Origin of the sequence: Kinneretia sp. DJ1R-11, assembly GCF_025717595.1 — a bacterium.
In the GTDB taxonomy this organism is placed as follows: Bacteria; Pseudomonadota; Gammaproteobacteria; order Burkholderiales; family Burkholderiaceae_C; genus Paucibacter_A.
On the sequence record NZ_JAJIRR010000001.1, the window covers coordinates 634257 to 660077 of the forward strand.

General features: G+C 64.9%; 17 protein-coding genes. 12 read left to right on the forward strand and 5 right to left on the reverse strand.

Features of this window, described 5'->3' with window-relative positions; translation table 11 throughout:
- The first annotated feature begins 231 nt into the window (after positions 1–231).
- Positions 232–2037 (forward strand): tetratricopeptide repeat protein, encoded by a 1806-nt coding sequence (locus tag LNV23_RS02650; protein WP_263561527.1) that lies wholly within the window; start codon positions 232–234, stop codon positions 2035–2037.
- A gap of 305 nt (positions 2038–2342) precedes the next feature.
- Positions 2343–5234, forward strand: coding sequence for a TonB-dependent receptor domain-containing protein (locus LNV23_RS02655; RefSeq protein WP_263561528.1), 2892 nt, complete (start codon positions 2343–2345; stop codon positions 5232–5234).
- A gap of 93 nt (positions 5235–5327) precedes the next feature.
- On the opposite strand, the gene LNV23_RS02660 is transcribed toward LNV23_RS02655, so the two are convergent.
- On the reverse strand, positions 5328–7538 hold the full coding sequence (locus LNV23_RS02660; protein ID WP_263561529.1) for a malate synthase G: 2211 nt from the start codon (positions 7536–7538) through the stop codon (positions 5328–5330).
- Positions 7539–7759: 221 nt separating this feature from the next.
- Positions 7760–10558, reverse strand: a complete 2799-nt coding sequence (locus LNV23_RS02665; protein WP_263561530.1) for a TonB-dependent receptor plug domain-containing protein — start codon at positions 10556–10558, stop codon at positions 7760–7762.
- Between the two features lie 281 nt (positions 10559–10839).
- On the opposite strand from LNV23_RS02665, the gene LNV23_RS02670 reads away from it, so the two are divergent.
- A complete protein-coding gene (locus LNV23_RS02670) occupies positions 10840–11766 on the forward strand; it encodes a LysR family transcriptional regulator (RefSeq protein ID WP_263561531.1) in 927 nt (308 codons plus the stop codon).
- A 4-nt stretch (positions 11767–11770) separates the two neighbouring features.
- Here the strand turns inward: LNV23_RS02670 and LNV23_RS02675 are convergent, their stop codons facing one another.
- The 3 genes from LNV23_RS02675 to LNV23_RS02685 all read right to left on the reverse strand — a co-directional run bounded on the left by LNV23_RS02675 (position 11771) and on the right by LNV23_RS02685 (position 16087).
- Positions 11771–13972: a sensor domain-containing protein gene (locus tag LNV23_RS02675; RefSeq protein ID WP_263561532.1), complete on the reverse strand. Its 2202-nt coding sequence runs from the start codon at positions 13970–13972 to the stop codon at positions 11771–11773.
- A gap of 254 nt (positions 13973–14226) precedes the next feature.
- Entirely contained in the window at positions 14227–14634 is a 408-nt protein-coding gene (locus LNV23_RS02680) for a PsiF family protein (RefSeq protein WP_263561533.1), read from the reverse strand.
- A gap of 91 nt (positions 14635–14725) precedes the next feature.
- Complete coding sequence (locus LNV23_RS02685) at positions 14726–16087, reverse strand: serine/threonine-protein kinase (RefSeq protein WP_263516288.1); 1362 nt, start codon at positions 16085–16087, stop codon at positions 14726–14728.
- Positions 16088–16253: 166 nt separating this feature from the next.
- Between LNV23_RS02685 and argS the strand changes: the two genes are divergently transcribed.
- The 9 genes from argS (at position 16254) to LNV23_RS02730 (ending at position 25802) form a co-directional block, all read left to right on the forward strand.
- Positions 16254–17972: an arginine--tRNA ligase gene (argS, locus tag LNV23_RS02690; protein ID WP_263561534.1), complete on the forward strand. Its 1719-nt coding sequence runs from the start codon at positions 16254–16256 to the stop codon at positions 17970–17972.
- Positions 17969–18697 (forward strand): SPOR domain-containing protein, encoded by a 729-nt coding sequence (locus tag LNV23_RS02695; RefSeq protein WP_263561535.1) that lies wholly within the window; start codon positions 17969–17971, stop codon positions 18695–18697. Before argS ends, LNV23_RS02695 begins: the two co-directional genes overlap by 4 nt.
- Before the next feature lie 47 nt (positions 18698–18744).
- On the forward strand, positions 18745–19437 hold the full coding sequence (locus LNV23_RS02700) for a thiol:disulfide interchange protein DsbA/DsbL (protein ID WP_263561536.1): 693 nt from the start codon (positions 18745–18747) through the stop codon (positions 19435–19437).
- A 41-nt stretch (positions 19438–19478) separates the two neighbouring features.
- Entirely contained in the window at positions 19479–20147 is a 669-nt protein-coding gene (locus tag LNV23_RS02705; RefSeq protein WP_263561537.1) for a thiol:disulfide interchange protein DsbA/DsbL, read from the forward strand.
- A gap of 125 nt (positions 20148–20272) precedes the next feature.
- Positions 20273–20902 carry a lipopolysaccharide transport periplasmic protein LptA gene (lptA, locus tag LNV23_RS02710; RefSeq protein WP_263561538.1) on the forward strand — a complete coding sequence of 210 codons (630 nt, stop codon included), beginning with the start codon at positions 20273–20275 and terminating at the stop codon, positions 20900–20902.
- Positions 20899–21690, forward strand: coding sequence for an LPS export ABC transporter ATP-binding protein (gene lptB / locus LNV23_RS02715; protein ID WP_263516282.1), 792 nt, complete (start codon positions 20899–20901; stop codon positions 21688–21690). The genes lptA and lptB overlap by 4 nt, the downstream gene beginning before the upstream one ends.
- A 39-nt stretch (positions 21691–21729) precedes the next feature.
- The gene (locus tag LNV23_RS02720) at positions 21730–23259 is read left to right on the forward strand and encodes an RNA polymerase factor sigma-54 (RefSeq protein WP_263561539.1); all 1530 of its coding nucleotides are present in this window, start codon (positions 21730–21732) and stop codon (positions 23257–23259) included.
- Positions 23260–23446: 187 nt separating this feature from the next.
- A complete protein-coding gene (locus LNV23_RS02725) occupies positions 23447–24463 on the forward strand; it encodes an SGNH/GDSL hydrolase family protein (protein ID WP_263561540.1) in 1017 nt (338 codons plus the stop codon).
- Between the two features lie 37 nt (positions 24464–24500).
- A complete protein-coding gene (locus LNV23_RS02730) occupies positions 24501–25802 on the forward strand; it encodes a THUMP domain-containing class I SAM-dependent RNA methyltransferase (protein ID WP_263561541.1) in 1302 nt (433 codons plus the stop codon).
- Positions 25803–25821 lie beyond the last annotated feature (19 nt).

Sequence of the window (25821 nt, forward strand, 5' to 3'; positions counted from 1 at the left end):
TCGGAACAGTTAGGGCACTCGACTTTTGATCCAGTGCTGAAAGTCACGCTCTAAAGGGCGCTAGGGCGAATTCTGAGCGCGCCGAGAGTTCGCTCGCATTCGTGACTACCCCCGCTGCGCTGGAGCAACAAGGAAGGGTAAGCACCAAGCAAACTGACAATTAGTTTCAAAAAGTTCTGGCGGTGGGCAGCCTGTTCAAGGATGAATCCACATTCACTACACTGCCCGCCCATGAATCCCCAGGATCCGGCTCGCTTGCTGCATCAGTCCGTCCAGGCCCATCAACAAGGGCGCCTGGATATCGCCGAGGCCGGCTATCGCCAGGTCCTGCAGCAGCTGGCGAACCAGCCCGATGCCTGGCGCCTGCTGGGCCAGTTGCAGCTGGCACAAGCCCGCTGGGCCGAGGCAGCCACCAGCTTGAGCCAGTCCATCCGGGCACGCCCGCAACAGGCCGAGGCCTGGCATGCGCTCGGCGAAGCCCAAGAGGAGCTGCAGCAACTGGCCGAAGCCGAGGCCAGCTACCGACGAGCCGGCGAGTTACGCCCGGGTTGGCCCGAAGCCCATTACAACCAGGCCCGCTTGCTGCGCCTTCTCGAACAAACCGAGCCGGCACGCCAGGCCCTGAAGCGAAGCCTCGAACTGAACCCCAGCGCCGTGGCCGCCTGGCAGCTGCGCGCGCTGCTGGAACAGGACGCGGGGGAGCTGGTGACGGCACTGGACAGCCTGGGGCAGGCCTTGCACTTGGCGCCCGAGCGGGCCGCCTTGCACCACAACCGCGCCGTGCTGCTGCAGCGTTTGCATCGCCACGCCGAGGCCTTGCTGGCCCACGAGCGAGCGCTCGGTCTGGGCCTGCAAGTCGCCGATGCCCATTACAACCATGGCAACACCTTGCAGAGCTTGGGCCGCAGCACCGAGGCAGCCGCCGCCTATCGGCAGGCGCTGAAGCTGGACGGCCAGCATGGCCTGGCGCTCTACGACCTGGCGCGCCTGCGCTACAGCCAAGGTGAGCCGGACTTTCTGGCCGAGCTCGATGCGGCCGAAACCGCGGCGCCGCAGTCAGCGCTGGCTCCAGGGCTGAAAGCCCAGCTCCTGCTCAAGGCCGAACGCCCGAGCGAAGCCGCCGATGCCTACGCACAGGCCTGCCGCCTGGCGCCGCAGAGCTGCGCCTACTTTGACGGCCTCGGTCAAGCGCTCAGCCGCCTGGGTCGGCATGAGGAGGCCCTGCAGGCGCAGCAGCAAGCCCTGCAACTGAACCCGAGCGACGCCAACACGCGCAGCAATCTGGCGCGCAGCCTGCTTGCTGCAGGCCGCGCGGAGGAGGCGGCAGCCATGGCCGAACAAGCGCTGAGGCACCGGCCCGATGACCAGCTGGCGGTCGCCCTGCTTGGCCTGGCCTGGCGCCTCTTGGATGACCCACGCGAGGCCTGGCTCAATGACTACGAACGCCTGGTCCAGGTCTTCGATCTGCCGGCCCCGCCGGGCTGGGCCGGGATGACTGAATTCAACCAGGCCCTCGCCACCGAGCTGAACGCCTTGCACACCGACCGGGAAGCCCCTGTCGACCAGACCTTGCGCCATGGCACGCAGACGCACGACAACTTGCTCGACCAGGGCTGGCCGCGGGTGGCAGAACTCAAGTCCGTTCTGAGCTCAGCCATCCAGCGCTACATCGCCAACCTGCCCGAGGACAGCTCGCACCCGTTCTTGCAACAGCGCCGTGCTGATTGGCACTTCACCGACTCCTGGTCCTCACGCCTGCGCAGCAGCGGCTTTCACACCAACCATGTACATGTCCACGGCTGGATCAGCGCTTGCTACTACGTTGCCCTGCCCGAGGCGACGGTGGACACCGAGGCCCAAGCGGGCTGGATCAAATTCGGCCAGCCGGACCTGGATCTGAACCTGGCCCCACAGCGGCTGGAACAGCCCCGAGTGGGCCGGTTGGTGCTCTTCCCCTCATGTTTCTGGCATGGCACCACACCCTTTGTCGACGAACAGCCGCGGCTGACCATCGCCTTCGACATCAAGCCCGACTGAGGTTCACCACCTCACACAACCGCCTTGTCAACTGCAAGGTCTTGCGGTTTTTGTCTCAAAACGACAACGTCTAGACATGCGCCCGCCCCCTGCTTGCAGGGGCGTTTCATGGGGAAACCGCGCCGTATCGGGGGTGTGCATCGTCATACCCCCCCACTACTAGGGACAACCCCAGAAAGCGCCAGGGGTGCCCATCGTCACACTGCGCCTGCGGAATCTTCGCCCCCAGTCAGGCGGCTGCAAGCATCCGATGTTTATCCGCCTCACCGAGCTTTCAATCAAAACGCCCTCACGAAGGAGTTTTCATGTTCAAACGTAGTGCTATCAGCGCCGCCGCGCTGGTGACGATCGGCGCCATCACCGCCGGCCCCGCCTTTGCCCAAGAAGTCCAGGAAAAGCTGGAACGCGTGGAAGTCACGGGTTCGCGCCTGAAGACCATCGGCAACACGTCCAGCAGCCCCATCACCTCGGTGGGCAAGGAAGACATCAACACCACCCAGCCGGTGGCCGTTGAAGAACTGGTGCGCGGCCTGCCTTCGTCCTACCCGGCCATCGGCCCGGCCATGAACAACGGCTCCACCGGTATTGCTTCGATCGACCTGCGTGGTCTGGGATCGAACCGCACCCTGGTGCTGTTCAACGGCAAGCGCTTCGTGCCTGCCAATCTGGGCGGTGTGGTTGACACCAACAACGTGCCGGTCTCGCTGCTGGAACGCGTCGACCTGGTGACCGGTGGCGCCTCGGCCGTGTACGGTGCTGACGCCGTGTCCGGCGTGGTCAACTTCGTGACCAAGCGCAATTTCACCGGCATTGAAGCCACCACCCTGTACAGCATCTCTGAAAAGGGTGATGCCGGTCGTCGCAAGAACGACATCACCATGGGTGCCAACCTGGCCGACGGCCGTGGCAATGTGGCCTTGCATATCGGCACCACCAAGACCGACCCGCTGCGCTTGGCCGACCGCGACTATTCGCAGGTCGTGATCAGCTCGGCCACCGGCAACCCTGGTGGTTTCTCGGGCACGGCCGCGCCGGCTCAGTTCTCCGGCATGCCCGCACCGATCAACGGTGGCCGCGTGATCGACGCCACCACGGGCCTGCTGCGCGCCGTCGGCGGCACCGAGGATGCCTACAACACCAACCCGCCGAACTACTTCGAAACTCCGCTGACCCGGACGCAAGCGACGGCGCTGGGCCATTTCCGCATCAATGACAACGCGGAAGCCTATGCAGAACTGTTCCACACGCGCAGCAATGTGACGCTGAACCTGGCACCCTCGGGCACCTTTGGCGCTGCTTTCAATGTGCCGATCGGCAACCCCTTCATCACCGACAAGGTTCGCACCCAGCTGTGCGCGGCCTACGCCATTGCCGCAGCCGATTGCGTGGCAGGCGGCACGAAGGAAGTGCGCATGAATATCGCCCGCCGCTTCGTCGAAGCTGGCCCGCGTATTTACAGCTACGACAACACCACCACTCAGTACACCGTCGGCCTGCGCGGCGACATTCCGATGCTGGACAGTTGGAGCTACGACACGTACTACCAGTCGGGCCGTTCGGACCAGACCCAGCGCACCGGCAATGGCTTCTCGTCGACCAAGACCCAGCAAGCCCTGCGCGCCACCAACGCCAACGGCTGCACGGTCACCACCGGCGGCTGCGTGCCCTTGAACGTGTTCGGTGCCGCCGGCAGCATCACACCGGCCATGCTGGCCTTCATCTCAACCCCGACCTTCCAGACCACCCGCGTCGAGCAGCAGGTTACCTCGCTGGCCGCCAATGGTGAAGTCGCCTTCGCCAAGAGCCCCTGGGCGCGTGCGCCGCTGGGCTTGGCGCTCGGTATGGAGAAACGCACCGTGTTCGGCGCCAATGCCTCTGACGCCGTGGTGCAGACCCAGGGCGAACTGCTGGGCAGCGGCGCTCCGACCCCGGATCGCAGCGGCAAGCTGAACTTCACCGAAACCTATATGGAAGCGAACCTGCCCCTGCTGCAGAACCTGCCGCTGGTGCAATCGCTGAATCTGGGTGCCGGCTACCGCGAAACCAAGCTGTCTACGTCGACCGGCGAAAGCCAGAGCTACGGCAGCTGGAAGGGTGGCCTGGACTGGACCCCGATGAAGGGCCTGCGTTTCCGTGGTGAGCGCCAGCGCGCCACCCGCGCGCCCAATATCAACGAGCTCTACGCTCCGGTGACCACGGGTCTGGCCACCTTGGCCGTCGACCCTTGCCAGGGCAACAAGATCGCCGGTGCCGACGCAGGCAAGGCCGGCACCCTGACCAATCTGTGCCAACTGACCGGCGTGCCGGTGGCCCAGATCGGCAGTGTGGCGGCGCCTTCTTCCAGCCAGATCAACAACACCGGCGGCGGCAACCCCAGCCTGGGCCCGGAAAAAGCCAACACCACCACCTTGGGCGTGGTCTGGGAACCGGCTTTCGTCGACAACCTGTCTCTGAACCTGGACTACTGGCGCATCAAGATCAGCGACGGTGTTTCCAGCGCCACCGCCGGCCAAGTGATCAATGGCTGCTACGACGCCACCCTGAACCCCGGTCTGACCAACAATGTGTTCTGCCAGGCCATCCAGCGCGACCCGCTGAACGGCGGCCTGAATGGCACGGGCAGCAAGGGCGTGGTCACACAGTCCTCCAATCTGGGTGCCTATGACTTCTCCGGTGTGGACATCGGCGGCTCCTACCGCCTGAACCTGAAGAGCCTGGGTGCCCCCAAGATGGGCCGCATCGACTTCACGCTGCAACTGAGCCTGTTGAACAAGGCAGACTTCAAGTCCCTGCCTTCGGTGGCCACCCTGGAGCAAGCCGGCTACTACGGCACGGACGTGGGCACGCCTTACGCCAAGACCCGTTTCAGCCAGCGCGCCACCTGGACCTTCGGCGACTACTCGCTGGGCTACAACTGGCGCTATATCGGCGAGTCGGAAATCCAGCAGGACAAGGTTGCCGCCAACAAGGCTGAGTACACCAAGCTCAAGGCCGTCAGCTATATCGACCTGAACGGCTCCTGGCAAGCGATGAAGAACGTCAAGCTCTCGCTGACGGTCAACAATCTCTTCGACAAGCAGCCCCCGTTCACCGCCACCGGTGTGGGCCCTGGTTCCGCCAACTTCGGCAACACCTTCCCGGGCGTGTACGACGTGATCGGTCGTCGCTTCACCTTCAGCGCGCAAGCCGCGTTCTGATCCGGCGGGTCCGCCCCAGCGGGGCGGCGATCCATGCAAAAGGCGGGCCCTCGGGCCCGCCTTCTTTATGGGCGCGACACTCCTCTGCGAGCCTCAGACTTGGCCCGCCTTCACCTTCAAACGCCAGGCATGCAGCAGCGGCTCGGTATAGCCGCTCGGTTGCGCCAGGCCCTTGAACACCAGATCCAGGGCCGCACGGTAGGCCGCCGAACTCTCGAAATGGCCGGCCATGGGCTGGTAGGCAGGGTCGCCCGCGTTCTGGCCGTCCACCACCGCCGCCATGCGCTCAAACGTTTCATGCACCTGGGCGGCATGGGTCACGCCGTGATGCAACCAGTTGGCAATGTGCTGGCTGGAGATGCGCAAGGTGGCGCGGTCTTCCATCAGGCCGATGTTGTGGATGTCGGGCACCTTGGAGCAGCCCACGCCCTGATCAACCCAGCGCACCACATAACCCAGAATGCCCTGGGCGTTGTTGTCCAGCTCCTGCTGCACCTCGGCCGCACTCCAGTTCGCCTGCGCGACGACCGGGATCTGCAAGAGGCGGTCGAGGATGGCGCCGCGTTCGGCGTCGGCATCGATGGCCTCCAACTCCTTTTGCACTGCCTGCACATTCACCTGGTGGTAATGCAGGGCATGCAGGGTGGCGGCCGTCGGCGAGGGGACCCAGGCGGTGTTGGCGCCGGCCTTGGGGTGGGCGATTTTCTGTTCCAGCATGGCGGCCATCAGATCCGGCATGGCCCACATGCCCTTGCCGATCTGGGCCCGGCCGCGCAAGCCGCAGCTCAAGCCGGTCAGCACATTGCTGCGCTCATAGGCCTGGATCCAGGCGCTGGTCTTCATATCGCCCTTGCGGAACATGGGGCCAGCTTGCATGGCGGTGTGCATCTCGTCGCCGGTGCGGTCGAGGAAGCCGGTGTTGATGAAAGCCACGCGGCTGCCGGCCGCAGCAATGCAGGCCTTGAGGTTGACGCTGGTGCGGCGCTCCTCGTCCATGATGCCCAGCTTGACCGTGCTGTCCGGCAAGCCCAGCATCTGCTCGACGCGGGCGAACAGTTCAGCCGCAAAAGCGACCTCGGCGGGGCCATGCATCTTGGGCTTGACGATGTAGATGGAGCCGGCGCGCGAGTTGCGGATGGCCCGTCCGGCCTCGCCCTGCAAGTCATGCAGGGCGATGGCGGTCGTGATGACGGCATCCATGATGCCTTCGGGGATCTCTTGGCCCTCGCCGTAAAGAATGGCCGGGTTGCTCATCAAGTGGCCGACATTGCGCACGAACATCAGCGAACGGCCATGCAGGCTCAAGCTGCCCCCCTCAGGCGCCGTGTAGACCCGATCCGGGTTGAGGCGGCGAGTGATGGTCTTGCCGTTCTTGCTCAGCTCCTCGCTGAGCGTGCCTTGCAGAATGCCCAGCCAGTTGCCATAAGCCAGCACCTTGTCCTCGGCGTCGACCACGGCCACCGAATCTTCCAGGTCGAGGATGGTGGACAGGGCCGCTTCCAGCACCAGATCGCTGATGCCGGCCGCGTCGCTGGCGCCGATGGCGGTGCTGCGGTCGATCTGGAGGTCCAGATGCAGGCCGTTGTGGCGCAGCAGCACCGAACGCGGCGCCGCCGCTTCTCCCTGATATCCGACAAATTGCGCGGGGTCGACCAGGCCGGTGCTGGAACCGTCAATCAAGCCGACGAGCAGGCGGCCACCGTCAATCTGGTAGCTCTTGGCCTGGGTGTGCGAAGCACCGACCAAGGGCGCGGCCTGGTCCAGCAGCTGGCGCGCATAAGCAATCACCTGGGCGCCGCGCACCGGGTTGTAGGCGCCGGCGCGCTCGGCGCCGCCGCTTTCGGAAATCGCATCGGTGCCATAGAGCGCGTCATACAGCGAGCCCCAGCGCGCATTGGCGGCATTGAGGGCATAACGCGCATTGAGGATTGGGACGACCAGCTGAGGGCCGGCCTGCAGCGCCAGCTCCGCATCGACATGGGCGGTGCTCACCTGCACCGCGCCGGGTGCCGGCACCAGATAGCCGATCTGTTCCAGGAAGGTCCGGTAGGCCGGCATGTCCTGGATCGGCCCCGGATGGGCGCGGTGCCAGTCATCCAGCGCTGCCTGCAAGCGGTCGCGCTCGGCCAGCAAGGCCAGGTTCTTGGGGGCGAGGTCCCGGACGATGGCATCGAAGCCCACCCAGAAGCGTTCGCTGCTGATGCCAGTACCGGGCAAGACCCGGTCTTCGATGAAGCGAAACAACTCGGTCGCGACTTGAAGGCTGTGAACTGCCGTGCGTGCAGGGGTGTGGGGGGCGTTCATGAAAGAGCTCCTCGGCAAAACAGTGAATCGGGATGCTCTGCAATTTAGCGCCAAAGCGCGGCGCGATTCGAACCAAAAGAAGACTCAATCACCTGAGAAATCCGCAGGAATACTAGCGATATCAAAATGGAATCGACATAAAAAAACCCGAGCCAGGCTCGGGTTCTGAACGAAGTTCCAAAGCTGCCCGAAGGCAGCCTGGATCAGGCACAGCGTGCTGATTAGAACTTGTAGTCCATGGTGACCTTCACGGCACGCGGACGCAGCACAAAACCATCGCGCAGGTTGATCGGTGCCGGTTCATCGAACAGGTTCAGCACGTTCAAGCCCAGGTTCAGGTTCTTGAAGCCGCTGTAACGCACGCTCAGGTCGGTACGCAGATCACGCTCCTGGAAGCAAGGGTAGGTACCCGTGGGGTTCAGGCGCTTGCGGCAAGCGGCTTCGCTCCAGCTGGCTGCATCGGTCTCGTCGTTGTTGAGTGCACGAGCCGTGGTGTAGTTGAAGCGCAGACCCGCGCCCCAAGGACCATTGCTCCAAGCAGCGCTGAACACGGCGCGGACGCGCGGCTCATTGCGCAGGCCGACACGGTTCGGACGGTACTCGTTGGCTTCGATGTCCCATTCCTTGGCGGTCAGGGCATAGGTGGTGGTCAGACCCAGGTTCAGGTTGCCCAGTTCACCCAAGGCGATGCGGCCCTTGACATCCAGATCGATGCCCGAGCGCTCGGTCTTGCCGAAGTTCTCGTACTGCAGCAAAAGGGTGGTCAGGTCACCAGCAGTCCAGCTGACCTTGGCGGTCGGGTCCAGTTCATTGGCGCGAGCCGCGCGAGCCAGGTCGGTGCCGCTGACCGCAGCGCGAGCGATCAAGTTTTCATAACCGGCTTGGCCTTCACGGGCCAGGACGTAGTCAGGATCACGTGCGCTGATTTCATTGCGACGCTCGATCTTGTAGTAGTCCACAGCGATCGACAGATCCTTGACCGGATCGAACACGAAGCCGAAGGTCATGCTCTTGGACAACTCAGGCTTGATTTCGGGGTTGGCCGAAATCATGGCAGGGATGGACACCAGACAGCCCGAATTGAAAGCGGCGGTCGCGTCGGCCTTGTCATTGGCATTGCCGTTCTTCAGGATGTCGCGGATCTTGGTCGCCGTTTCGCAACGCTTGGGGTCCACCATGCTGTTGTAGAAACCGGTCAGACCGACCTTGCCCATGGCTTCCGGGATGTTGGGCGCGCGGAAACCGCCGGCCACGGTGCCACGCACCTTGAAGTTGTCAGCCACCAGATAGGTCAGACCCACCTTGGGGGAGACACGGCTGCCAGAACCCGAGGCCTTGTCGAAGCGAGCAGCGATATTGGCTTGCAGACCCTTGGCCAACGGGGCTTCCACTTCGGCAAACGCGGAGCCCAGCTTGCGGCTGCCTTCCACCCAGACCGAACCGTTGTTGATGATCTCGGCATTCAGCAGGTTCTGGCCCGACTTGACCAGCACGCTTTCCGAACGGTATTCCACACCGAACGCGCCCATGGCCATACCGGCCGGCAGCTTGTACAGCTCGCCGCTGACTTTGGCGTCGATGAAGTTCTGGTGGTTGCTGCCGTTCAGCTCGGTGGCGCGGAACATCTTGTTCAGCAGCTCTGCGCTGTTGCTGCCGCCGACCTTGTATTCACCGCTGCTGATGGCGTTGATGAAATCGGTGCGGTGCGCGCCAATGCCAGTCTTGGTGCCGTCAGCACCGACGCGGCCGATCGAGGTCTCCCAGTCCCAGCCTGCAATCAAGCCCTTCACGCCGACCAGCACACGGTACTGGCTGGCATCGCCGGGGGTTTCCCAGTTCATGCCGGGATCCATGAAGCGGTATTCCAGACCGGCCACATCACCGGTCGTGTTGGCCGGGTTGTTGGCCGCCAGCACGGGCTTGGGCACGATCTGGATCTTCTTGCCATTGCCGTCGAACCAGCGATAGGGGGTAGCCGGTGCGTTCATGGCGAACGGCAGGGCCAGGTATTCGGTCTTGGTCTTGGAGTAGCTGGCTTCCGCGAAGGCTTCCAGATCGTTGTTCAGAGCCATGCGGCCGCTGACGAAGGCGTTCACGCGCGACGCAGGGTCATAGGTCTGGTTCAGGCCATTGATGTCGGTCACGCAAGCGCCGGCGGCATTCTTGTTCGTGCATCCGGCCATCGGCACACGGGCATTGCCCGACGCTTGGGCGAAGGAACCACCGACCAGCTTGCCCTTGATCAGGTTGCCGGGGTAGGAGTTCAGACTCGGATCGCCAAACGCGGGATTGACGATTTCCTTGTGCCAAGGCGCGAAGGAGGGCAGCACGTCAGCGATGGAGTAACCCTCGCGCTTGTACACCTCGATATTGCCCAGGACATTGAACTTGTCCTTGCTCAGGTCACCGAAACCGGCCACCACCGACGCCGTGGCTTGCTTCTGCAGCTTGGGCTCCACACCGCTTTGGTAGGAAGCGCTGATGCCGACACCGTTGTACTCGTTGCGGGTGATGATGTTGATCACACCGGCCATGGCGTCAGAACCGTAGTTGGCGGAGGCGCCGTCCTTCAAGATTTCGATGCGCTCGATCACGTCAGCGGGGATGGCATCCACGTTGACAAAGTTTTCCTTGGCGCCATCGGCCAGGGCGTAGTACGCCACGCGGCGGCCGTTCAACAGCACCAGGGTCGCGCCCTTGCCCAGGCCACGCAGGGACACGCCCGATGCGCCAGCGGCGAAGCTGGTCGAATTGCCGTTGTCCACCAGCTCGGAGGTCGAGGTGGCGGTGATGGTGTCCAGCACCTGGCGCACGGTGTTGGCGCCGGTCTGCTTGATGTCGGTGCGGCTGTACACCTGCACTGGCGACGCAGTTTCAGCCGACACGCGCTTGATGTTGGAGCCCGTCACTTCGACGCGCTCCAGGCGCTCTGCGGGGGCTGCGGTTTGCGCCTGGGCGGACAGGGCCATCATGGCCAAGACGGCCGCGCTGACCGCGCTGAACTTGCTATTCCTCAACATGTCGTTTCCTATGCTTTATGGCTTTTGAAACAAAACGCCCGACGCGTGCTGGTAAGCATTGCCGTCGGGCGCAACAAAAGTACACATAGTCTAGGAACACCATCTCGGCCAAAAGTAAGGGTTCCCCGCAATATGTGTAACCCTAACAACGACTTGATCGACATATCGCCCACTTGTTTCACCATTTATTCATATATGACTTTTGGCACAGAGTGTCTTTTTAGAGGAAATAGCTGCCAAACTTCATCCATTCATGCTCTCAAAGGTTAGACCCTACGTCCATGGACCGCCTCAAGCAAATCGAATCCTTTGTTTCCGTGGCCAGCAAAGGCAGCTTGACCGCGGCGGCACAGCTGGAAGGGGTGGCGCCAGCGGTGATGGGGCGGCGCATCGACGCGCTCGAGGCCAGATTGGGCGTGAAACTGCTGCTGCGCACGACCCGGCGTATCAGCCTGACACATGAGGGCAGCGCCTTTCTGGAAGACTGCCAACGTCTGCTGACCGAGTTCAACAGTGCAGAAGCCAGCGTCAGCGCCGGCGGCGTCAAGGCCAGCGGGCATTTGCGCATCACCGCGCCGGCGGGCTTCGGCCGCCGCCATGTGGCGCCCTTGCTGCCCGAGTTCCTGGCCGGCCACCCTGAGGTCAGCGTCTCGCTCAATCTCAGCGACCGGGTGGTGGACATCGGCGCCGAGGGCTTCGACTGCGCGGTGCGGGTCGGCGACCTGCCTGATTCCAGCCTGATCAGCGTGCGCCTGGCCGACAACCGCCGCCTGTGCGTGGCCACGCCGGCCTACCTCAAGCGCGCCGGCATTCCCCAGCACCCTTCCGAACTCGCCCGGCATGCCTGCCTGACCCTGAGCTCGGACGCCAGCCAGACTCGCGGCTGGGCCTTTGTCATCGACGGCGACGTCCAGCATCTGCGCCCCAATGGCCGGCTCGACTGCAGCGATGGCCAGGTCTTGCACGACTGGTGCCTGGCCGGGCTGGGCCTGGCCTGGCGCAGCACCTGGGAGGTCGAGGGCGATATCGCGGCCGGGCGCCTGCTCAGCGTGCTCGACCCCTTTGCCGCGCCGCCCAACGGCATCTACGCCCTGTTCCCGCAGGCCAAACACCTGCCCTTGCGCGTGCGCCTGTGGGTGGACTTTCTCAAGCTGCGCTATGCCGACCCGGGCTTCTGGCGCGAGGCCGGCCACGGGATGGCGGGCTGAAACCTCATCCGGCTGGCAGCGCGGCTGTCAGCCAGCTGGCATCCGGGCGCCATTCAGCCATCCAGGCCGGCAAGTCTGAGGCTGGCATCGGCTTGGCAATGCCATAGCCCTGGGCCAAACGACAGCCGAGCTGAATCAGCACGGTGCCATGCGCCACGGTCTCCACGCCCTCGGCGATCACCTCGCAACCGAAAGCCCGGGCCATGCCGATCACGCCCTGCAGGATCGAGATGTCGACCGGGTTGTCCAACATATCGCGCACAAAACTCTGGTCGATCTTGAGCTGGGCCACCGGCAAGCGCTTGAGGTAAGTCAGCGAGGAATAGCCGGTACCAAAGTCGTCGAGGGCGAATCGCACACCCAGGGCCTTGCACTCGGCGATCAGGCGGGTGACGTGGGTGATGTCTTCGATGGCGCTGGTTTCCAGCACCTCCAGCTCCAGCAGCCCCGGCGCCAGCTCGGCGTGGCGGGCCAACAGGCGCTGCAGCCGCTCGACAAAATCGGCCTGCTGCAACTGCCGGGCACCGATGTTGACACTGACCGGCAAGACCTGACCCTCGCTTTGCCAGGCGGCAAGCTGCCGCAAAGCCTGGTCAATCACCCATTCACCGAGCTCGATCGCCAGCGCATGGTCCTCGATCACTGGCAGAAACACCGCCGGAGGCAGCAGGCCGCGCTGTGGGTGCTGCCAGCGGATCAAGGCCTCGGCGCCCACCACATGGCCGGCCACCATGTCCACCTTGGGCTGGAAGTACAGAACGAATTCGCCGGCCGCGAGCGCCTGCGCGATGCGCTGCACACTTTCGTGGTGGCCGCGCAAGCTGCGGTCATGCTGAGCATCAAAGAGATGCATGCGGTTCTTGCCGGCCAGCTTGGCCTGGTACATGGCCTGGTCGGCCTGGCGCAGCAGCTGGTCGGCGTCCATCTCTTCATCCTGAGGAAAGAAGGTCACGCCCAAGCTGGCTGATACCTGCAAGGTCTGCCCGGCAACGATCAGCGGCAGCGCACTGGCCGCCAGCAACTGCTGCAGCAAGGGCTGGGCCTCGGCCACGGTGGCCAAATCGCTCAGCACGGCCACGAACTCATCCCCCCCGAGGCGCGCCAAGGCGTCGCCTTCGCGCAAGGTCAGTTTCATGGCTTCGGCCACGGCGATCAGCAACTGATCGCCGACCTCGTGCCCATGGCTGTCATTCACCGCCTTGAAACCATCGAGATCAAGAAACACCACCGCCAGCAAGCACCCCTGAATCTGGGCCTGCGCCATGGAACGCTGCAGACGCTCGGCCAGCAGGAGGCGATTGGGCAACTGGGTCAAGGGGTCATAGTGAGTCAGGCGCTGCAACCTGACTTCCTGCTCCTGCAGATGGGTGATGTCGGAGAACAAGCCGACATAGTTCTGAATGACGCCGCCGGTGCCGCGCACCGCACTGATGGTCTGCGTCACTGCAAACAATTTGCCCGATTTGTGGCGGTTCCATATCTCCAGCTGCACGGAGCCATCGCGCTGCAGCTGCGACCACATATGGGCAAAGAAGTCCGGGCCATGGCGCCCGCTGCTCAGGAGGCGCGGATTGCGGCCCAGCACCTCGGCGGCTTCGTAGCCGGTGATGCGGGTGAAGGCCTGGTTGACGGCCACGATCTCGCCCTGGGCGGACGTGACCAAGATGCCCTCACCGGCATGGTCGAACATGCTGGCGGCCAGCACGCGGTCGGCTTCGTCCCGCTTGCGCTGGTCAATGTCCATCAAAGCCAGGCGCAGCTGCGGCTGGCCGCGCGCATCAAGCATGGCCACGGCCTGCAGCTGAATCCAGCGCATGGAGCCGTCCTCCAGACGCAAACGCAGCTCACAGCCTTGCTCGGACTCGGGGAGCCCGAGCTCGAGTCGGTAGCGGTGGTAGGTCTCCTGGTCGCCGTCGCAGATGAACTGCTCCAGCTTCTGCCCGCACAGGCTGGCACTGCTGCGCCCGAGCACATGGCCCAGACCTACATTGGCTTCACGGATCAAGCCATGCTCGTCCGTGCTGCACAAGCCCATGGGCGCCAGGTCATAGAGGTCGAAGTAACGGGCCCGCGCCTCGCTCAAGTCCTGCTGGGTGCGGCGCAACTCCTCGTTCTGCAGTTCCAGCTCAATCTGGTGAACCTGCAACTCATGCAAGACGGCCTCGGCACCTTGCAGCTGCAGGGCTCGGGCAGGTGAGTCAAGCACTGGAAGCGCCGCAGCCGCGGCGTGCACAGCGGCCTCGGCACGTTGCCGCAAAGCCGTTGAACCAAGTTCCGTGCCCGATGCGGGCTCAGGCCTTGCAGCTTGTCCGTTCATGAAGCAGACCCTGAAGGGCGATCACTGCGATGTCGCAGCATAGAGCCTACGGCCGCCTTCAGAGCAGACGCGGCAAAAAACTAAGGCAGCAGGCGGCCGAAGGCTCGCGGCTCAGCCCATGGCCCGGCCGCCACTCGTTCGTCTTACTTGCCGGCCGCGTCCGCCACGCACTTCTTGGTGAAGCTGTTCTTGGCCGCGCCGGCCAGCTTTTTCTCGGCCGCCTTAGCGGCGCAGGCCGCTTGCGCATCGCTGGGCGCTGCCGCTTCGGCCGCGCCACCGTCGGCATTGCACTTTTTCAGGAAACTGCTCTTGGCGGCACCGGCCAGCTTTTTCTCAGCCGCTGCGGCATCACAGGACGCATTGCCCGCGGCAGAAGCCGCAGCTGCAGGCATGTCGGCATTGCACTTCTTCAGAAAGCTGGTCTTGGCCGCGCCGGCCAACTTCTTCTCGCTGGCCTGGGCATCGCAAGACGCCATCGGCATCGCCGCTTGGGCCAGGCCAGCAAAGGTCATCAGGCCCAAGGCCAAGAGTTGAATCAGCTTCGTCTTCATATGAGGGAATCCTTCGAGGGCTAAGGGGAAAAGGCGAGCGACGCCGCCGCGCTTGATTCCAGCACGGACATGCGACAGGCTCAAGACGGGTTTACATGATGCGGCGCGGATGCGCCATGGACTCATGCGCGGCATGGAGGCGACGCACCAGCACCTGGATGAAGGCGCGGTCGAAGCGGTGCTGGCATTCCGGGCTCAAGAGGCCCAGGGATTCCGGCGTGAAGGAGATGGTGATGCAGACCTCGCTGACCCGCACGTCGGCGCTGTGGCGCCGAAGATCGGGGTTAGGCGCCAGATAGGCCATTTCGCCGACGGAGGTGCCCTGGCCGAGGCTGGCGACCTTGTTGCCGTCGCGGTACACATCGACCGCGCCCTGGGCCAGGATGTGAAAGGTATTGCCTTCCTGGCCCCGCTTGTAAAGCGCATGGTCGAGCGGAAAGCGCCGCCAGCGCGCGCGGTGCACCACTTCCCAGAGTTCCACATCGCCAAAATCGGCGAAGAACTCGAGTTCACGCAGCATATTGAAGCGCTCGGAATCCTTGACCTCGTAGAGGCGAGCCAGCGGCACCAGCTGCTTGGACACCAGCTCGGACAAGGCCTTGCCGAAGGCTTCCCAGTCGGCATAACGCTCCTGGGGATGCTTGGCCAGGGCCTTCAGGATGACCGCTTCCAGCTCCGGCGTCACGCCGCCACGCAAGCCCTGCAAGGGCGGCGGCGCCTGGTGGTAAATCTGGTGCATCAACGCCATCTGACTGGGCGCATCAAAGGGCGCGCGGCCGGCCACCAGGTGGTAAAGCACGGCACCGAGGGCGTAGATGTCGGCACGGCAATCGACATCGCCACCCTCGATCTGCTCGGGCGGCATATAGGCCAGGGAGCCGACCCGGTGCACCTGGGTCGAGTCGGAGCGCAAATTCAGGGCGCTGCCGAAATCGCTGACCTTCACATCGGTGACCTGGCCTTGGGCATCGAGCACGGCCAGCAGATTGGCCGGTTTGACATCGCGGTGGATCAGCCCCTGGCGGAACACATAGGACAGCGCCATGGCGCACTTGAAACCCAGCTCAACGATCTGGTCCAGGGGCAGCAGGCGGTCGCTGCGGCAGAAATGCTTGAGCGTGACGCCAGGCACGTACTCCATGACCAGGTAGGGCGAGTCTTCCTCAGGCACGGCGTCGAGGATCTGCACCACATTCGGGTGCTGCAGCCGCCCGGCCAGCGCCGCCTCAGCGGCATAGAAGCGCAGACCGAAGTCGCTGCCATGGCCTGCACGGCTGACCGCGGCCCAGGCGCGCATGCGTTTGATGGCCACTTCGTTGCGATGGAACTCGTCCACCGCGAGAAAGACATCGCTGGTGGCACCCTCGCCGAGCCGACGCAGCACCTTGTACTTGCCGATATGGGCAGGCAGATCGGCAGCGCTTTCGAAGGCGAGGTCTGAATCCAAAGACATGCCGAACATCATAAGTTGCCCCAGCCCGCCCCAATTGCAAGCAAATGCACGCACACAAGCCCCAAGCCCCACGATTCACGATTCACGATTCACCATTCACCCGTTCACCCGTTCACCTGTTCACCCCCTCACCCCTTGCCCCGCCCCCGCCCGTAGAATTCCCCCCATGATCCAAGCCAAGCAAGAATTGCTCGCCGCCCTGGCCGAAGCCATTCAAGAACTCAGCCCCGGCACCGACCTGGTTGCCGCCTTCGAATCCCCCAAGCAAGCCGCCCATGGCGACTTCGCTTGCACGGCCGCCATGCAGCTGGCGCGACCGCTGAAAAAGAACCCGCGCGAGCTCGCGCAGGCTTTGATCGAGGCCTTGCAGCGCCGCCCGGCCTTTGCCCGCTGGGTCACGGGCCTGGAGATTGCCGGCCCCGGCTTCATCAACATCCGCCTGAGTGCCGCCGCCAAGCAGGCCGTGGTCAGCGAAGTGCTGTCGGCCACCGCAGCCTTCGGCCAACAGCCAGCCACGGCACAGCATGTGATGGTCGAGTTCGTCTCGGCCAACCCGACCGGCCCGCTCCATGTCGGCCATGCCCGCCAGGCTGCGCTCGGCGATGCCTTGTGCAGCCTGTTCAAGACCCAGGGCGCGCAAGTCACGCGCGAGTTCTATTACAACGACGCGGGCGTGCAGATCGCCACCCTGGCGAACTCCACCCAATGCCGCCTGAAAGGACTCAAGCCCGGTGACACCGGCTGGCCGGAAAGCGCCTACAACGGCGACTACATCCAGGACATCGCCGACGCCTTCCTGGCCAAGCAAACCGTGGTGGCCGACGACCGCCAGTTCACGGCCTCGGGCGATATCGAAGACCTGGACAGCATCCGCCAGTTCGCCGTCGCCTACCTGCGCCACGAACAAGACTTGGACCTGCAGGCCTTCGGCCTCAAGTTCGACAGCTATTTCCTGGAATCCAGCCTCTACAGCAGCGGCCGGGTCGAGGACACCGTGGCCAAGCTGATCGCCAAGGGCAAGACCTTCGAGGAAGGCGGCGCGCTCTGGCTGCGCACGACCGACTACGGCGACGACAAAGACCGCGTGATGCGCAAGAGTGAAGGCGGCTACACCTACTTCGTACCCGATGTGGCCTATCACATCGACAAGTTCCAGCGCGGCTACAGCAAGTGCATCAATGTCCAGGGCAGCGACCACCACGGCACCATCGCCCGGGTGCGCGGCGGCCTGCAGGCGGCCGATGTCGGCATCCCGCAGGGCTTCCCCGATTACATCCTGCACAAGATGGTCACCGTGATGAAGGGCGGCGAGGAGGTCAAGATCTCCAAGCGCGCCGGCTCCTACGTGACCCTGCGTGACCTGATCGACTGGACCAGCCGCGACGCCGTGCGCTTCTTCCTGATCGGACGCAAAGCCGACACCGAATTCATCTTCGATGTCGACCTGGCCCTGAAGCAAAACGACGAGAACCCTGTGTTCTACGTCCAGTATGCGCACGCCCGCATCTGCTCGGTGATCCGCAACTGGGTGGCCCGCGGCGGTGACGAAAGCGCCCTAGCCCAGGCCGACCTCAGCCTGCTGACGGCGCCCACCGAAGCCGCCCTGATGCTCAAGCTGGCCGAGTACCCGGCCATGCTATCTGGCGCCGCAGCCGGCCTGGCCCCGCATGACGTGGCCTTCTACCTGCGCGACTTGGCGGCCAGCTATCACAGCTACTATGCGGCTGAGCGCGTGTTGGACCAGGCGCCCGAGCTGAGTGCGGCGCGGGTGGCCTTGCTGGCCGCCACGCGCCAGGTGTTGCGCAATGCCCTGGCCGTTCTGGGCGTCAGCGCACCCGAGGTGATGTCCCGCGAAGCAATTCCTGAAGCGACGGAGAAGGCATGAGCACGGCTCAATCTGGCAGCAGCAACAAAAACAAAAGCAAGCAACAACGTGGTGGCTTTGTCCTCGGCTTGATCGTCGGCTTGCTGCTGGGTCTGGCCGTGGCGCTGGGCGTGGCGCTCTACATCGCCAAGGTACCCATCCCCTTCATTGACAAGGTGCCGCAGCGCACGGCCGAGCAGGACGCGGCCGAAGCCCAGCGCAACAAGAACTGGGACCCCAACGCCCCTCTGGCCGGCAAGGCCGGCGTGAAGGCCAGCGGTGTGGTCAGCGGCGCGCCGGCTCCTGCCTCACCTGCGCAGGTCACCGCGCCCGCAGCTGCTACCGCCCCGGTCGCCACGGCACCGGCGGTGGCCCCTCCGGCGGCCAGCGCCTCGGCTGCCCCTGCCAAGACCGCAGAGAAAGCACCTGAGAAAGCCGCTGACAAAGCGGCCGACAAGAAGGCCGAAGCCAAGGCTGCCGCCGCCAGCGCCGCCGCGGCTGCCGCCGACCCCAACCTCTACTTCGTGCAGGCGGGCGCCTATGTGAAGAACGAGGACGCTGAGCAGCAGCGCGCGCGTCTGGCCTTGCTGGGCTTCAGCGCCAAGGTCATGGAGAAAGAACAATCGGGCCGCACCGTCTTCCGTGTGCGCATCGGCCCCATCGACAGCCGCGATGAAGCCGAAGGCCTGCAGCGCAAAATCGAAGCGGCCGGCATCGAAGCCAATCTGGTCGGCGTCAAACGCTGAGTTTTCGCCCCAATACTCGGGGCTGCGGCCCCTTTTTGTCCACCGAGATGAACGAGAAGAAGATGATGAAACGTCGCGAGTTTTCTGCCCTGTTGTCGACTCCTCTGGCTTTGGGCGGCCTGAGCCTGGCCCCGCAGCTGGCCTTGGCACAAACCGACCCCTTTGCCGGCAAGTTCCAGACCTTGGCCCAAGCCCTGCCCGTGGCCGTGCCGGGCAAGATCGAAGTGGTGGAGTTCTTCTGGTACGGCTGCCCGCATTGCTACGCCTTCGAGCCGGTGCTGGCACCCTGGATCAAGCAACTGCCGGCCGACGTCGCCTTCCGCCGCGTCCATGTCGGCTTCAACGCCATGATCAAGCTGCACCAACGCCTGTTCTACGCCCTGGAAGCCTTGGGCAAGGCCGCCGAGCTGCAGGACAAGATCTTCAGTGCCTTCCATGTTGAGCGCCTCGAGCTCAACGACGAGAAGAGCCTCACCGAGTTGGTGGTGCGCCTGGGCGTGGACGGTGCCAAGTTCAAAGACGCCTTCAACGCCTTCGGCGTGGTCACCAAGGCCGGCCAGGGCGCCAAGCTGTCCGAGGCCTACCGCATCGACGGCGTGCCGGCGCTGGGCATTGGGGGCCGCTACCTGACCTCGCCCTCGATTGCCGGCGTCCGCGGCGAAGCCGAGGTGTCCAACGGCCGCCGAGCACTGGCCGTGGCCGATCACCTGATCCAGCTGGCCCGCGCCGCCAAGGCCTGAGGCACGGGCGCCCGATCTCAACACCTGCCCCCTGCGAAGCGATGAAACCGATCTCCCGCCGTGATTTCTCCGTCTGCCTGGCCGCTACAGGCCTGCCGGCCCTGAGCCAGGCTCAAGGCGCTGCGCCGGTCGAAGGCAAGCAGTACCTGCGCCTGGCACAGCCCTTGGCAGCCACGCCGGGCAAGATCGAGGTGTATGAGTTCTTTCTCTACACCTGCCCGCATTGCTTTGCCTTCGACCCGCTGGTGTCGGCCTGGGTCAAGCAATTGCCGGCCGATGTCAGCTTCCGTCGGATCCATGTCGGCGTGGGCGCCATGCACAAGCTGCACCAGCGATTGATGGCGACGCTCGAAACCCTGGGCCGGCTGGCCGATCTGCACGAGGCGGTGTTCAAAGCCATCCATGTCCAACACCTGGACCTCAGCGATGAGAAGGCCATCATCAAATTCGCGGCCAGCCTGGGCCTGGATGAAGCCAAGTTCACTTCCGCTTTCAATGACAAGTTCAACACCCAGAGGCGCATCGATCAGGCTGCCAGTCTGGCCAAGTCTTACGGGGTTGAAACCGTTCCTGCAATCGGCATCGGCGGCCGCTATATGACCAGCCCCAGCCTGGCCGGCGGCCCCGGCAAGAATGCGGTGTCCGGTGGCCAAGCGGCCCTGGCCTTGACCAACCAGCTGATCCAACAGCTGCGCAGCGCTAAGTCCTGAAGCCTGCCCTCAAGCGAAGCGACTCTACGAGCCCGCCGCGGCGGGGCACGTACTAGAATGGCCTGCAAGTTTTGTGCCGCCATCCGTCGGCGTCCATGCCTCCGCCTGCCCGACCCTCCCTGCCCATGAAGCTGTACCCGCGCTCCCTCCTCCTGCCCGGCCTGCTGGCGGCCTTGGTCCTGGGCCTGGCCGCCGGCGCAGCCCAGGCCGAGAAGGCCGACCGCGGCAAGCCGCTCAATATTTCCTCCAAGAACGGCGGCAGCGTCGAGATCGCCAAGCAGCGCACCGAGTTCAACGGTGATGTGGTGCTGAGCAAGGGCAGCTTGGTGCTGCGCGCCGAGAAGCTCGATGTGCGAGAGACCGGCGACGGCTACCACCAGGTTTATGCCAATGGCCAGACCGGCAAACAGGTCAGCTTCCGCCAGGCGCGCGACATCCCGGGCGAGGCCATCGAAGGCCTGGCCGACCAGCTCGAATACGACACCCGCAGCGACACCGTGCGCTTCATCGGCAACGCCGTGGTGCGGCGCCTGCAAGGCACGACCGTGGCCGACGAGGTGACCGGCGCGGTCATCCTGTTCGACAACCGCAGCGAGGTGTTCACCTTGGAAGGCGGCCAGAGTTCGCCCCACCCGAGCGGCCGTGTGCGTGTGGTGATGATGCCGCGAGGCGCCGCCTCGGAACCCGCCGCCACGCCGGCCTCGGGCATCCAGCTCAAGCCGAGCACCAGCCTCAGCCCGCGCAAGACGCCATGAGTGCCGGCCCCCACAACGCGCCGGTGTCGGCGCTGGAATCCGGCGTGCGCAGCCGCCTCGAGGCGGAGGGCCTGGCCAAAAGCTATGGCGTGCGGCGCGTGGTCAAGAACGTGCACCTGGGCGTCAACAGCGGCGAGGTGGTCGGCCTGCTCGGCCCCAACGGCGCCGGCAAGACCACCAGCTTCTACATGATCGTTGGCCTGGTGCGCGCCGATGCCGGCGAGATCCGCATCGACGGCCAGTCGGTCGAGCACCTGCCCATCCACCAGCGCGCCCGCCTGGGGCTGAGCTATCTGCCGCAGGAAGCCTCGATCTTCCGCAAGCTGACGGTGGAACAAAACATCCGTGCCGTGCTGGAACTGCAGCGCGACGAGCAGGGCCGCGCGCTGAAAGAGCCGCGCATCAAGGAACTGCTGGAAGCCCTTCTGCACGACCTGAGCATCGAGAAGCTGCGCGACAGCCCGGCACCGGCGCTCTCGGGCGGTGAACGCCGCCGCGTCGAGATTGCCCGCGCCCTGGCCACCCAGCCGCGCTTCATCCTGTTGGACGAACCCTTTGCCGGCGTGGACCCGATCGCGGTGCTGGAGATCCAGCGCATCATCGGTTTCCTGAAGGCGCGCCAGATCGGCGTGCTGATCACCGACCACAATGTGCGCGAGACCCTGGGCATCTGCGACCGCGCCTACATCATCAGCGAGGGTTCGGTACTGGCCGAGGGCACGCCGGACGAGATCGTCGCCAACGCCGATGTGCGCAAGGTCTATCTCGGCGAACATTTCCGCATGTGATGTGATGGCGAGCCTCCTGACAGCGCCGGGCCTGCGGCCATGAAGCAATCGCTCCAGGTTCGCCTGAGTCAGCATCTGGCGCTGACGCCGCAGCTGCAGCAGTCCATCCGTCTGCTGCAGCTCTCGACCCTGGAGTTGAACCAGGAAGTCGAGCAGATGCTGGCGCAGAACCCGCTGCTCGAAACCGAGGACGACTTCTCCGTCGCCGCGCCCGAACTGCCCGAGCTGCGCCAGGCCAGTGCCGCCGAAGACAGCGGCGCCGAGCGCGAACTGGGCGGCGGCGCCGAGGCCGAGGCCACGCCCGAGCTCAAGGCCGAGGACTTCGGCAACAGCGAGCGAGAGGACTGGGAGAACGGCACCGAAGGTGACGATTTCGACGGCATCCGCGAGCTGCCCAGCAACAGCGGCAGCGGCTCGGGCAGCAACGACGAAGACGGCGAGCGCAGCGAGCAGGAGTCGGCCGAGATCTCCCTGCAAGAACATTTGCAGCAGCAGATGGCGGGCATGAGCTTGAGCGAGTCCGACCAGCTGGCCCTGCGCCTGCTGATCGATTCCCTAAACGAGGACGGCCTGCTGGAAGACAGCCTGGAGTCGATTGCCGAGGCCTTGATCCCCGACGCGGGCGAGGACAGCGCGGCCGAACGCGAGGACCTGCTCGACCACCTGCGCATCGCCCTGAAGTGGCTGCACCATATGGACCCTGCCGGCGTCGGCGCACGCGATCTGCCCGAGTGCCTGGAGCTGCAACTGCGCCAGCTGCCACGCAGCGCGCCGCAGGTGATCGCCATCATGATCTGCAAAAAGCATCTGGAGTTGCTGGCCAAGCGCGACAGCCGCCGCCTGATGCTGCTGACCGGCGCCGACGAGCCCTTGCTGCGCGAAGCCCAGGCCCTGATCGTGGCGCTCGAGCCCAAGCCGGGCCGGCGCTTTGCCCGCGGCCAGGCGCCGGCGGTGATTCCCGATGTGATCGTGCGCAAGGTCGGGCGCGAGCTGCGCGTCATCATTAACCCCGAGGTCGCGCCCAAGCTGCGCATCAACGAGCTCTATGCCAATGCCCTGCGCCAGACGCGCGGCGGCATCAGCAACAGTGCCCTGGGCGGCGCGCTGCAGGAGGCGCGCTGGTTCATCAAGAACATCCAGCAACGCTTCGACACCATCCTGCGCGTCTCCACCGCCATCGTCGAGCGCCAGAAGGGCTTCTTCAGCCACGGCGCCGTCGCCATGAAGCCGCTGGTGCTGCGCGAGATCGCCGACGAGCTCGGCCTGCACGAATCAACCATCTCGCGCGTGACCACGGCCAAGTACATGGCCACGCCTTTCGGCACCTACGAGCTCAAGTACTTCTTCGGCTCGGGTCTTTCCACCGAAGCCGGCGGCGAGGCCTCCAGCACCGCCGTGCGCGAGCTGATCAAGCAATTCATCGCCGCCGAGAACCCGGCCAAGCCCCTGTCCGACAGCGCCCTGGCCAATATGTTGGAAGAACAAGGCATCCAGGTCGCCCGCCGCACCGTCGCCAAGTACCGCGAAGGCATGCATATTGGGACGACGACAATGCGGCGCGTGGTTTGAGGGGGAGTGAACAAGTGAAGGGGTGAGCAGCACCCCACGATTCACGATTCACGATTCACGATTCACCCATTCACCTGTTCACCGGCCCCCAGCCCCAAACGTGCACACGCACGCGAATTTCGAGTGATTCCCAGGCCGCGGTATGCCATCATGCCGCCGACTTGGCCCGTTACTTGAAAGGACTGTCGTGAACGCTACTTCTGCCTCCCAACGCCGCTGGCACAGCATCTCCTCCTCCGCCCTGATGATGACGGCCGGTCTGGCCCTGAGCGTTGCCGCGCAAGCGCAGGCCGTCAGCTCGATCAGCCCCCCCGCTTACAGCCGCATCGTCGCCTTCGGCGACAGCCTCTCGGACAAGGGTAATTTCTATCAAGCCACAGGCGGCACCGTGCCGCAGCCCGGCAACTACTACCAGGGCCGCTTCTCCAACGGGCCGGTCGCCATCGAGCATCTGGCCCAAGGCCTGGGCGTGACCCTGCAGGACTACGCCTGGGGCGGCGCCCAAACCGGCTTGCTCAACGGCGCCGCCGTGGCCGCCGGCGCACCGGCCGCCCTGCAGAACACCGGCATGCTGTCCCAGGTCGGGGCCTTCCAGGCCGGCTTGGGTGGTGGCGCGGCCGACAGCCAGGCCCTGTACTTCCTCTGGGGTGGCGCCAATGACTTCCAGTACCAGGGCTATTCTCAGGCGACCGCACAGACGGCCATCCAGAACCTCAGCAACGCCGTTCAGACGCTGTACGGCCTGGGCGCACGCCACTTCCTGATGCCAGGCCTGCCCGACCTGGGCCAGACCCCGGGCGGCCTCAGCTCCGGTGCCGCCGGTCAGCTGCACCTGCTCTCGCTCGGCTTCAACCAGGGTTTGAACGGCGCGCTGACACAGCTGCGCGCCCTGCCTGGCATCGACATCCGCTATTTCGACACCCTGGGCGCGCAGCAAAACCTGATCGACAACGCCGCCCAGTACGGTCTCAGCAATGTCACCGAGGCTTGCTTCACCGGCTATGTCGGCCAGCCCAATGGCAGCACCTGCAGCAACCCTGACGGTTATATGTTCTGGGACCGCGTCCATCCAACCGCAGTCACCCACAGCGTGCTCGGCCAAGGCATGCTGGCCGCCGTTCCGGAGCCGGAAACCTGGCTGCTGATGGGCCTGGGCCTGGGCCTGGTGGCCGTGCTGGGCTTGAGCCGCCGTCGCCGCGCCTGAGTCCGGCCGAGGCGGCCATTCCTGGGACAATCGGAGGATGGCCGCCAAAGAATCCCCCAAAGACCTGCACCACCTCTTCGTCTCCTGCCCCTCGGGCGTGGAGCGCCTGCTCGACGAAGAGGTGCGGGCCATCCTGCCCAAGACGCATATCGAGGTGCTGCGCGGCGGCATCGCGCTGAAGAGCGATCTTGAAGGCGTGATGAAGCTCAACCTCGAGTGCCGGCTGGCCCAGCGCGTGCTGATCGAGCTGATCTCAGGCGGCTACCGCCACGAAGACGACATCTACGCCCTGGCTCGCCGCATCGATTGGTGCGACTGGATCACGCCGGCCGAGACGATTCGCGTCGACACCGTGGCCCAGCGCTCGCCCCTGCGCAGCCTCAACTTCGCCACCTTGCGCGTGAAGGACGCGATCTGCGATGTACTGCGCGACGCCACCGGCGAGCGGCCCAGCGTCGACACCCGCTTCCCCGACCTGCCGGTGATGCTGCACCTCAGCGAAACCGACGCCACGCTCTACATCGACACCTCGGGCGAACCGCTCTTCAAGCGCGGCTGGCGCGAGGACAAAGGTGACGCCCCGCTGAAGGAAACCCTGGCCGCCGCCATGCTGGCCGCCGCAGGCTGGAAGGGCACGCCCGAGACCGGCGGCGCCCTGCACGACCCCTGCTGCGGCTCGGGCACCATCGCCGTCGAGGCCGCGCAGATCGCCTGCGGCATGGCCGCCGGCATGCAGCGCCGCTTTGCCTTCGAGCGCCAGCTGCCCTTCGTGCCCCTGCGTGGCCGCTGGCAGGCCATCAAGCAGGCCGCCAAGGACCGCGAGCATGCGCCCGCCGTGCCCATCTTCTGCAGCGATGTGGCCTTCCGCATGGTCGACTTCGCACGCCGCAATGCCGAGCGCGCCGGCGTGGCCCAGTACATCCAGTTCAACGGCGGTGATGCCCTCGAACGCCCGGCGCCCGAGCTGCCCGAGGGCATGCCCGGCACCATCTTGATGAACCCGCCCTACGGCGAGCGCATCGAGGTGCGCGGCAAGGCGGGCAATGTGCAGATGAGCCGCGATGCCGGCGGCTCCGAAGCGCGCGACGCCGGCGACGACTTCTTCCCCCGCCTGGCCGCGCATTGGAAGCGCGCCTACACCCTGAACGCCGCCGGCTGGACCGCCTGGCTGCTCTGCCCGGACATGAAGCTGCCCAGCAAAATGCGCCTGAAGGAATCGCGCAAGTTCCCGATGTGGAACGGCCCGATCGAGTGCCGCTTGTTCCGCTTCGACCTGGTCAAGGGCTCGGCGCGCAAGCCGCGCGGTGGCGAAGAGCAGGACTCGGCGCAAGTCGACTGATCGCGGCCTTGCGGACGCT

Bases quoted from the DNA above. Each gene is read 5' to 3' on its own strand.
- LNV23_RS02650 (WP_263561527.1), top strand. From the start codon at position 232: ATGAATCCCCAGGATCCGGCTCGCTTGCTGCATCAGTCCGTCCAGGCC.
- LNV23_RS02655 (WP_263561528.1), top strand. From the start codon at position 2,343: ATGTTCAAACGTAGTGCTATCAGCGCCGCCGCGCTGGTGACGATCGGC.
- LNV23_RS02660 (WP_263561529.1), bottom strand. From the start codon at position 7,538: ATGAACGCCCCCCACACCCCTGCACGCACGGCAGTTCACAGCCTTCAA.
- LNV23_RS02665 (WP_263561530.1), bottom strand. From the start codon at position 10,558: ATGTTGAGGAATAGCAAGTTCAGCGCGGTCAGCGCGGCCGTCTTGGCC.
- LNV23_RS02670 (WP_263561531.1), top strand. From the start codon at position 10,840: ATGGACCGCCTCAAGCAAATCGAATCCTTTGTTTCCGTGGCCAGCAAA.
- LNV23_RS02680 (WP_263561533.1), bottom strand. From the start codon at position 14,634: ATGAAGACGAAGCTGATTCAACTCTTGGCCTTGGGCCTGATGACCTTT.
- LNV23_RS02685 (WP_263516288.1), bottom strand. From the start codon at position 16,087: ATGTCTTTGGATTCAGACCTCGCCTTCGAAAGCGCTGCCGATCTGCCT.
- argS (WP_263561534.1), top strand. From the start codon at position 16,254: ATGATCCAAGCCAAGCAAGAATTGCTCGCCGCCCTGGCCGAAGCCATT.
- LNV23_RS02695 (WP_263561535.1), top strand. From the start codon at position 17,969: ATGAGCACGGCTCAATCTGGCAGCAGCAACAAAAACAAAAGCAAGCAA.
- LNV23_RS02700 (WP_263561536.1), top strand. From the start codon at position 18,745: ATGAACGAGAAGAAGATGATGAAACGTCGCGAGTTTTCTGCCCTGTTG.
- LNV23_RS02705 (WP_263561537.1), top strand. From the start codon at position 19,479: ATGAAACCGATCTCCCGCCGTGATTTCTCCGTCTGCCTGGCCGCTACA.
- lptA (WP_263561538.1), top strand. From the start codon at position 20,273: ATGAAGCTGTACCCGCGCTCCCTCCTCCTGCCCGGCCTGCTGGCGGCC.
- lptB (WP_263516282.1), top strand. From the start codon at position 20,899: ATGAGTGCCGGCCCCCACAACGCGCCGGTGTCGGCGCTGGAATCCGGC.
- LNV23_RS02720 (WP_263561539.1), top strand. From the start codon at position 21,730: ATGAAGCAATCGCTCCAGGTTCGCCTGAGTCAGCATCTGGCGCTGACG.
- LNV23_RS02730 (WP_263561541.1), top strand. From the start codon at position 24,501: ATGGCCGCCAAAGAATCCCCCAAAGACCTGCACCACCTCTTCGTCTCC.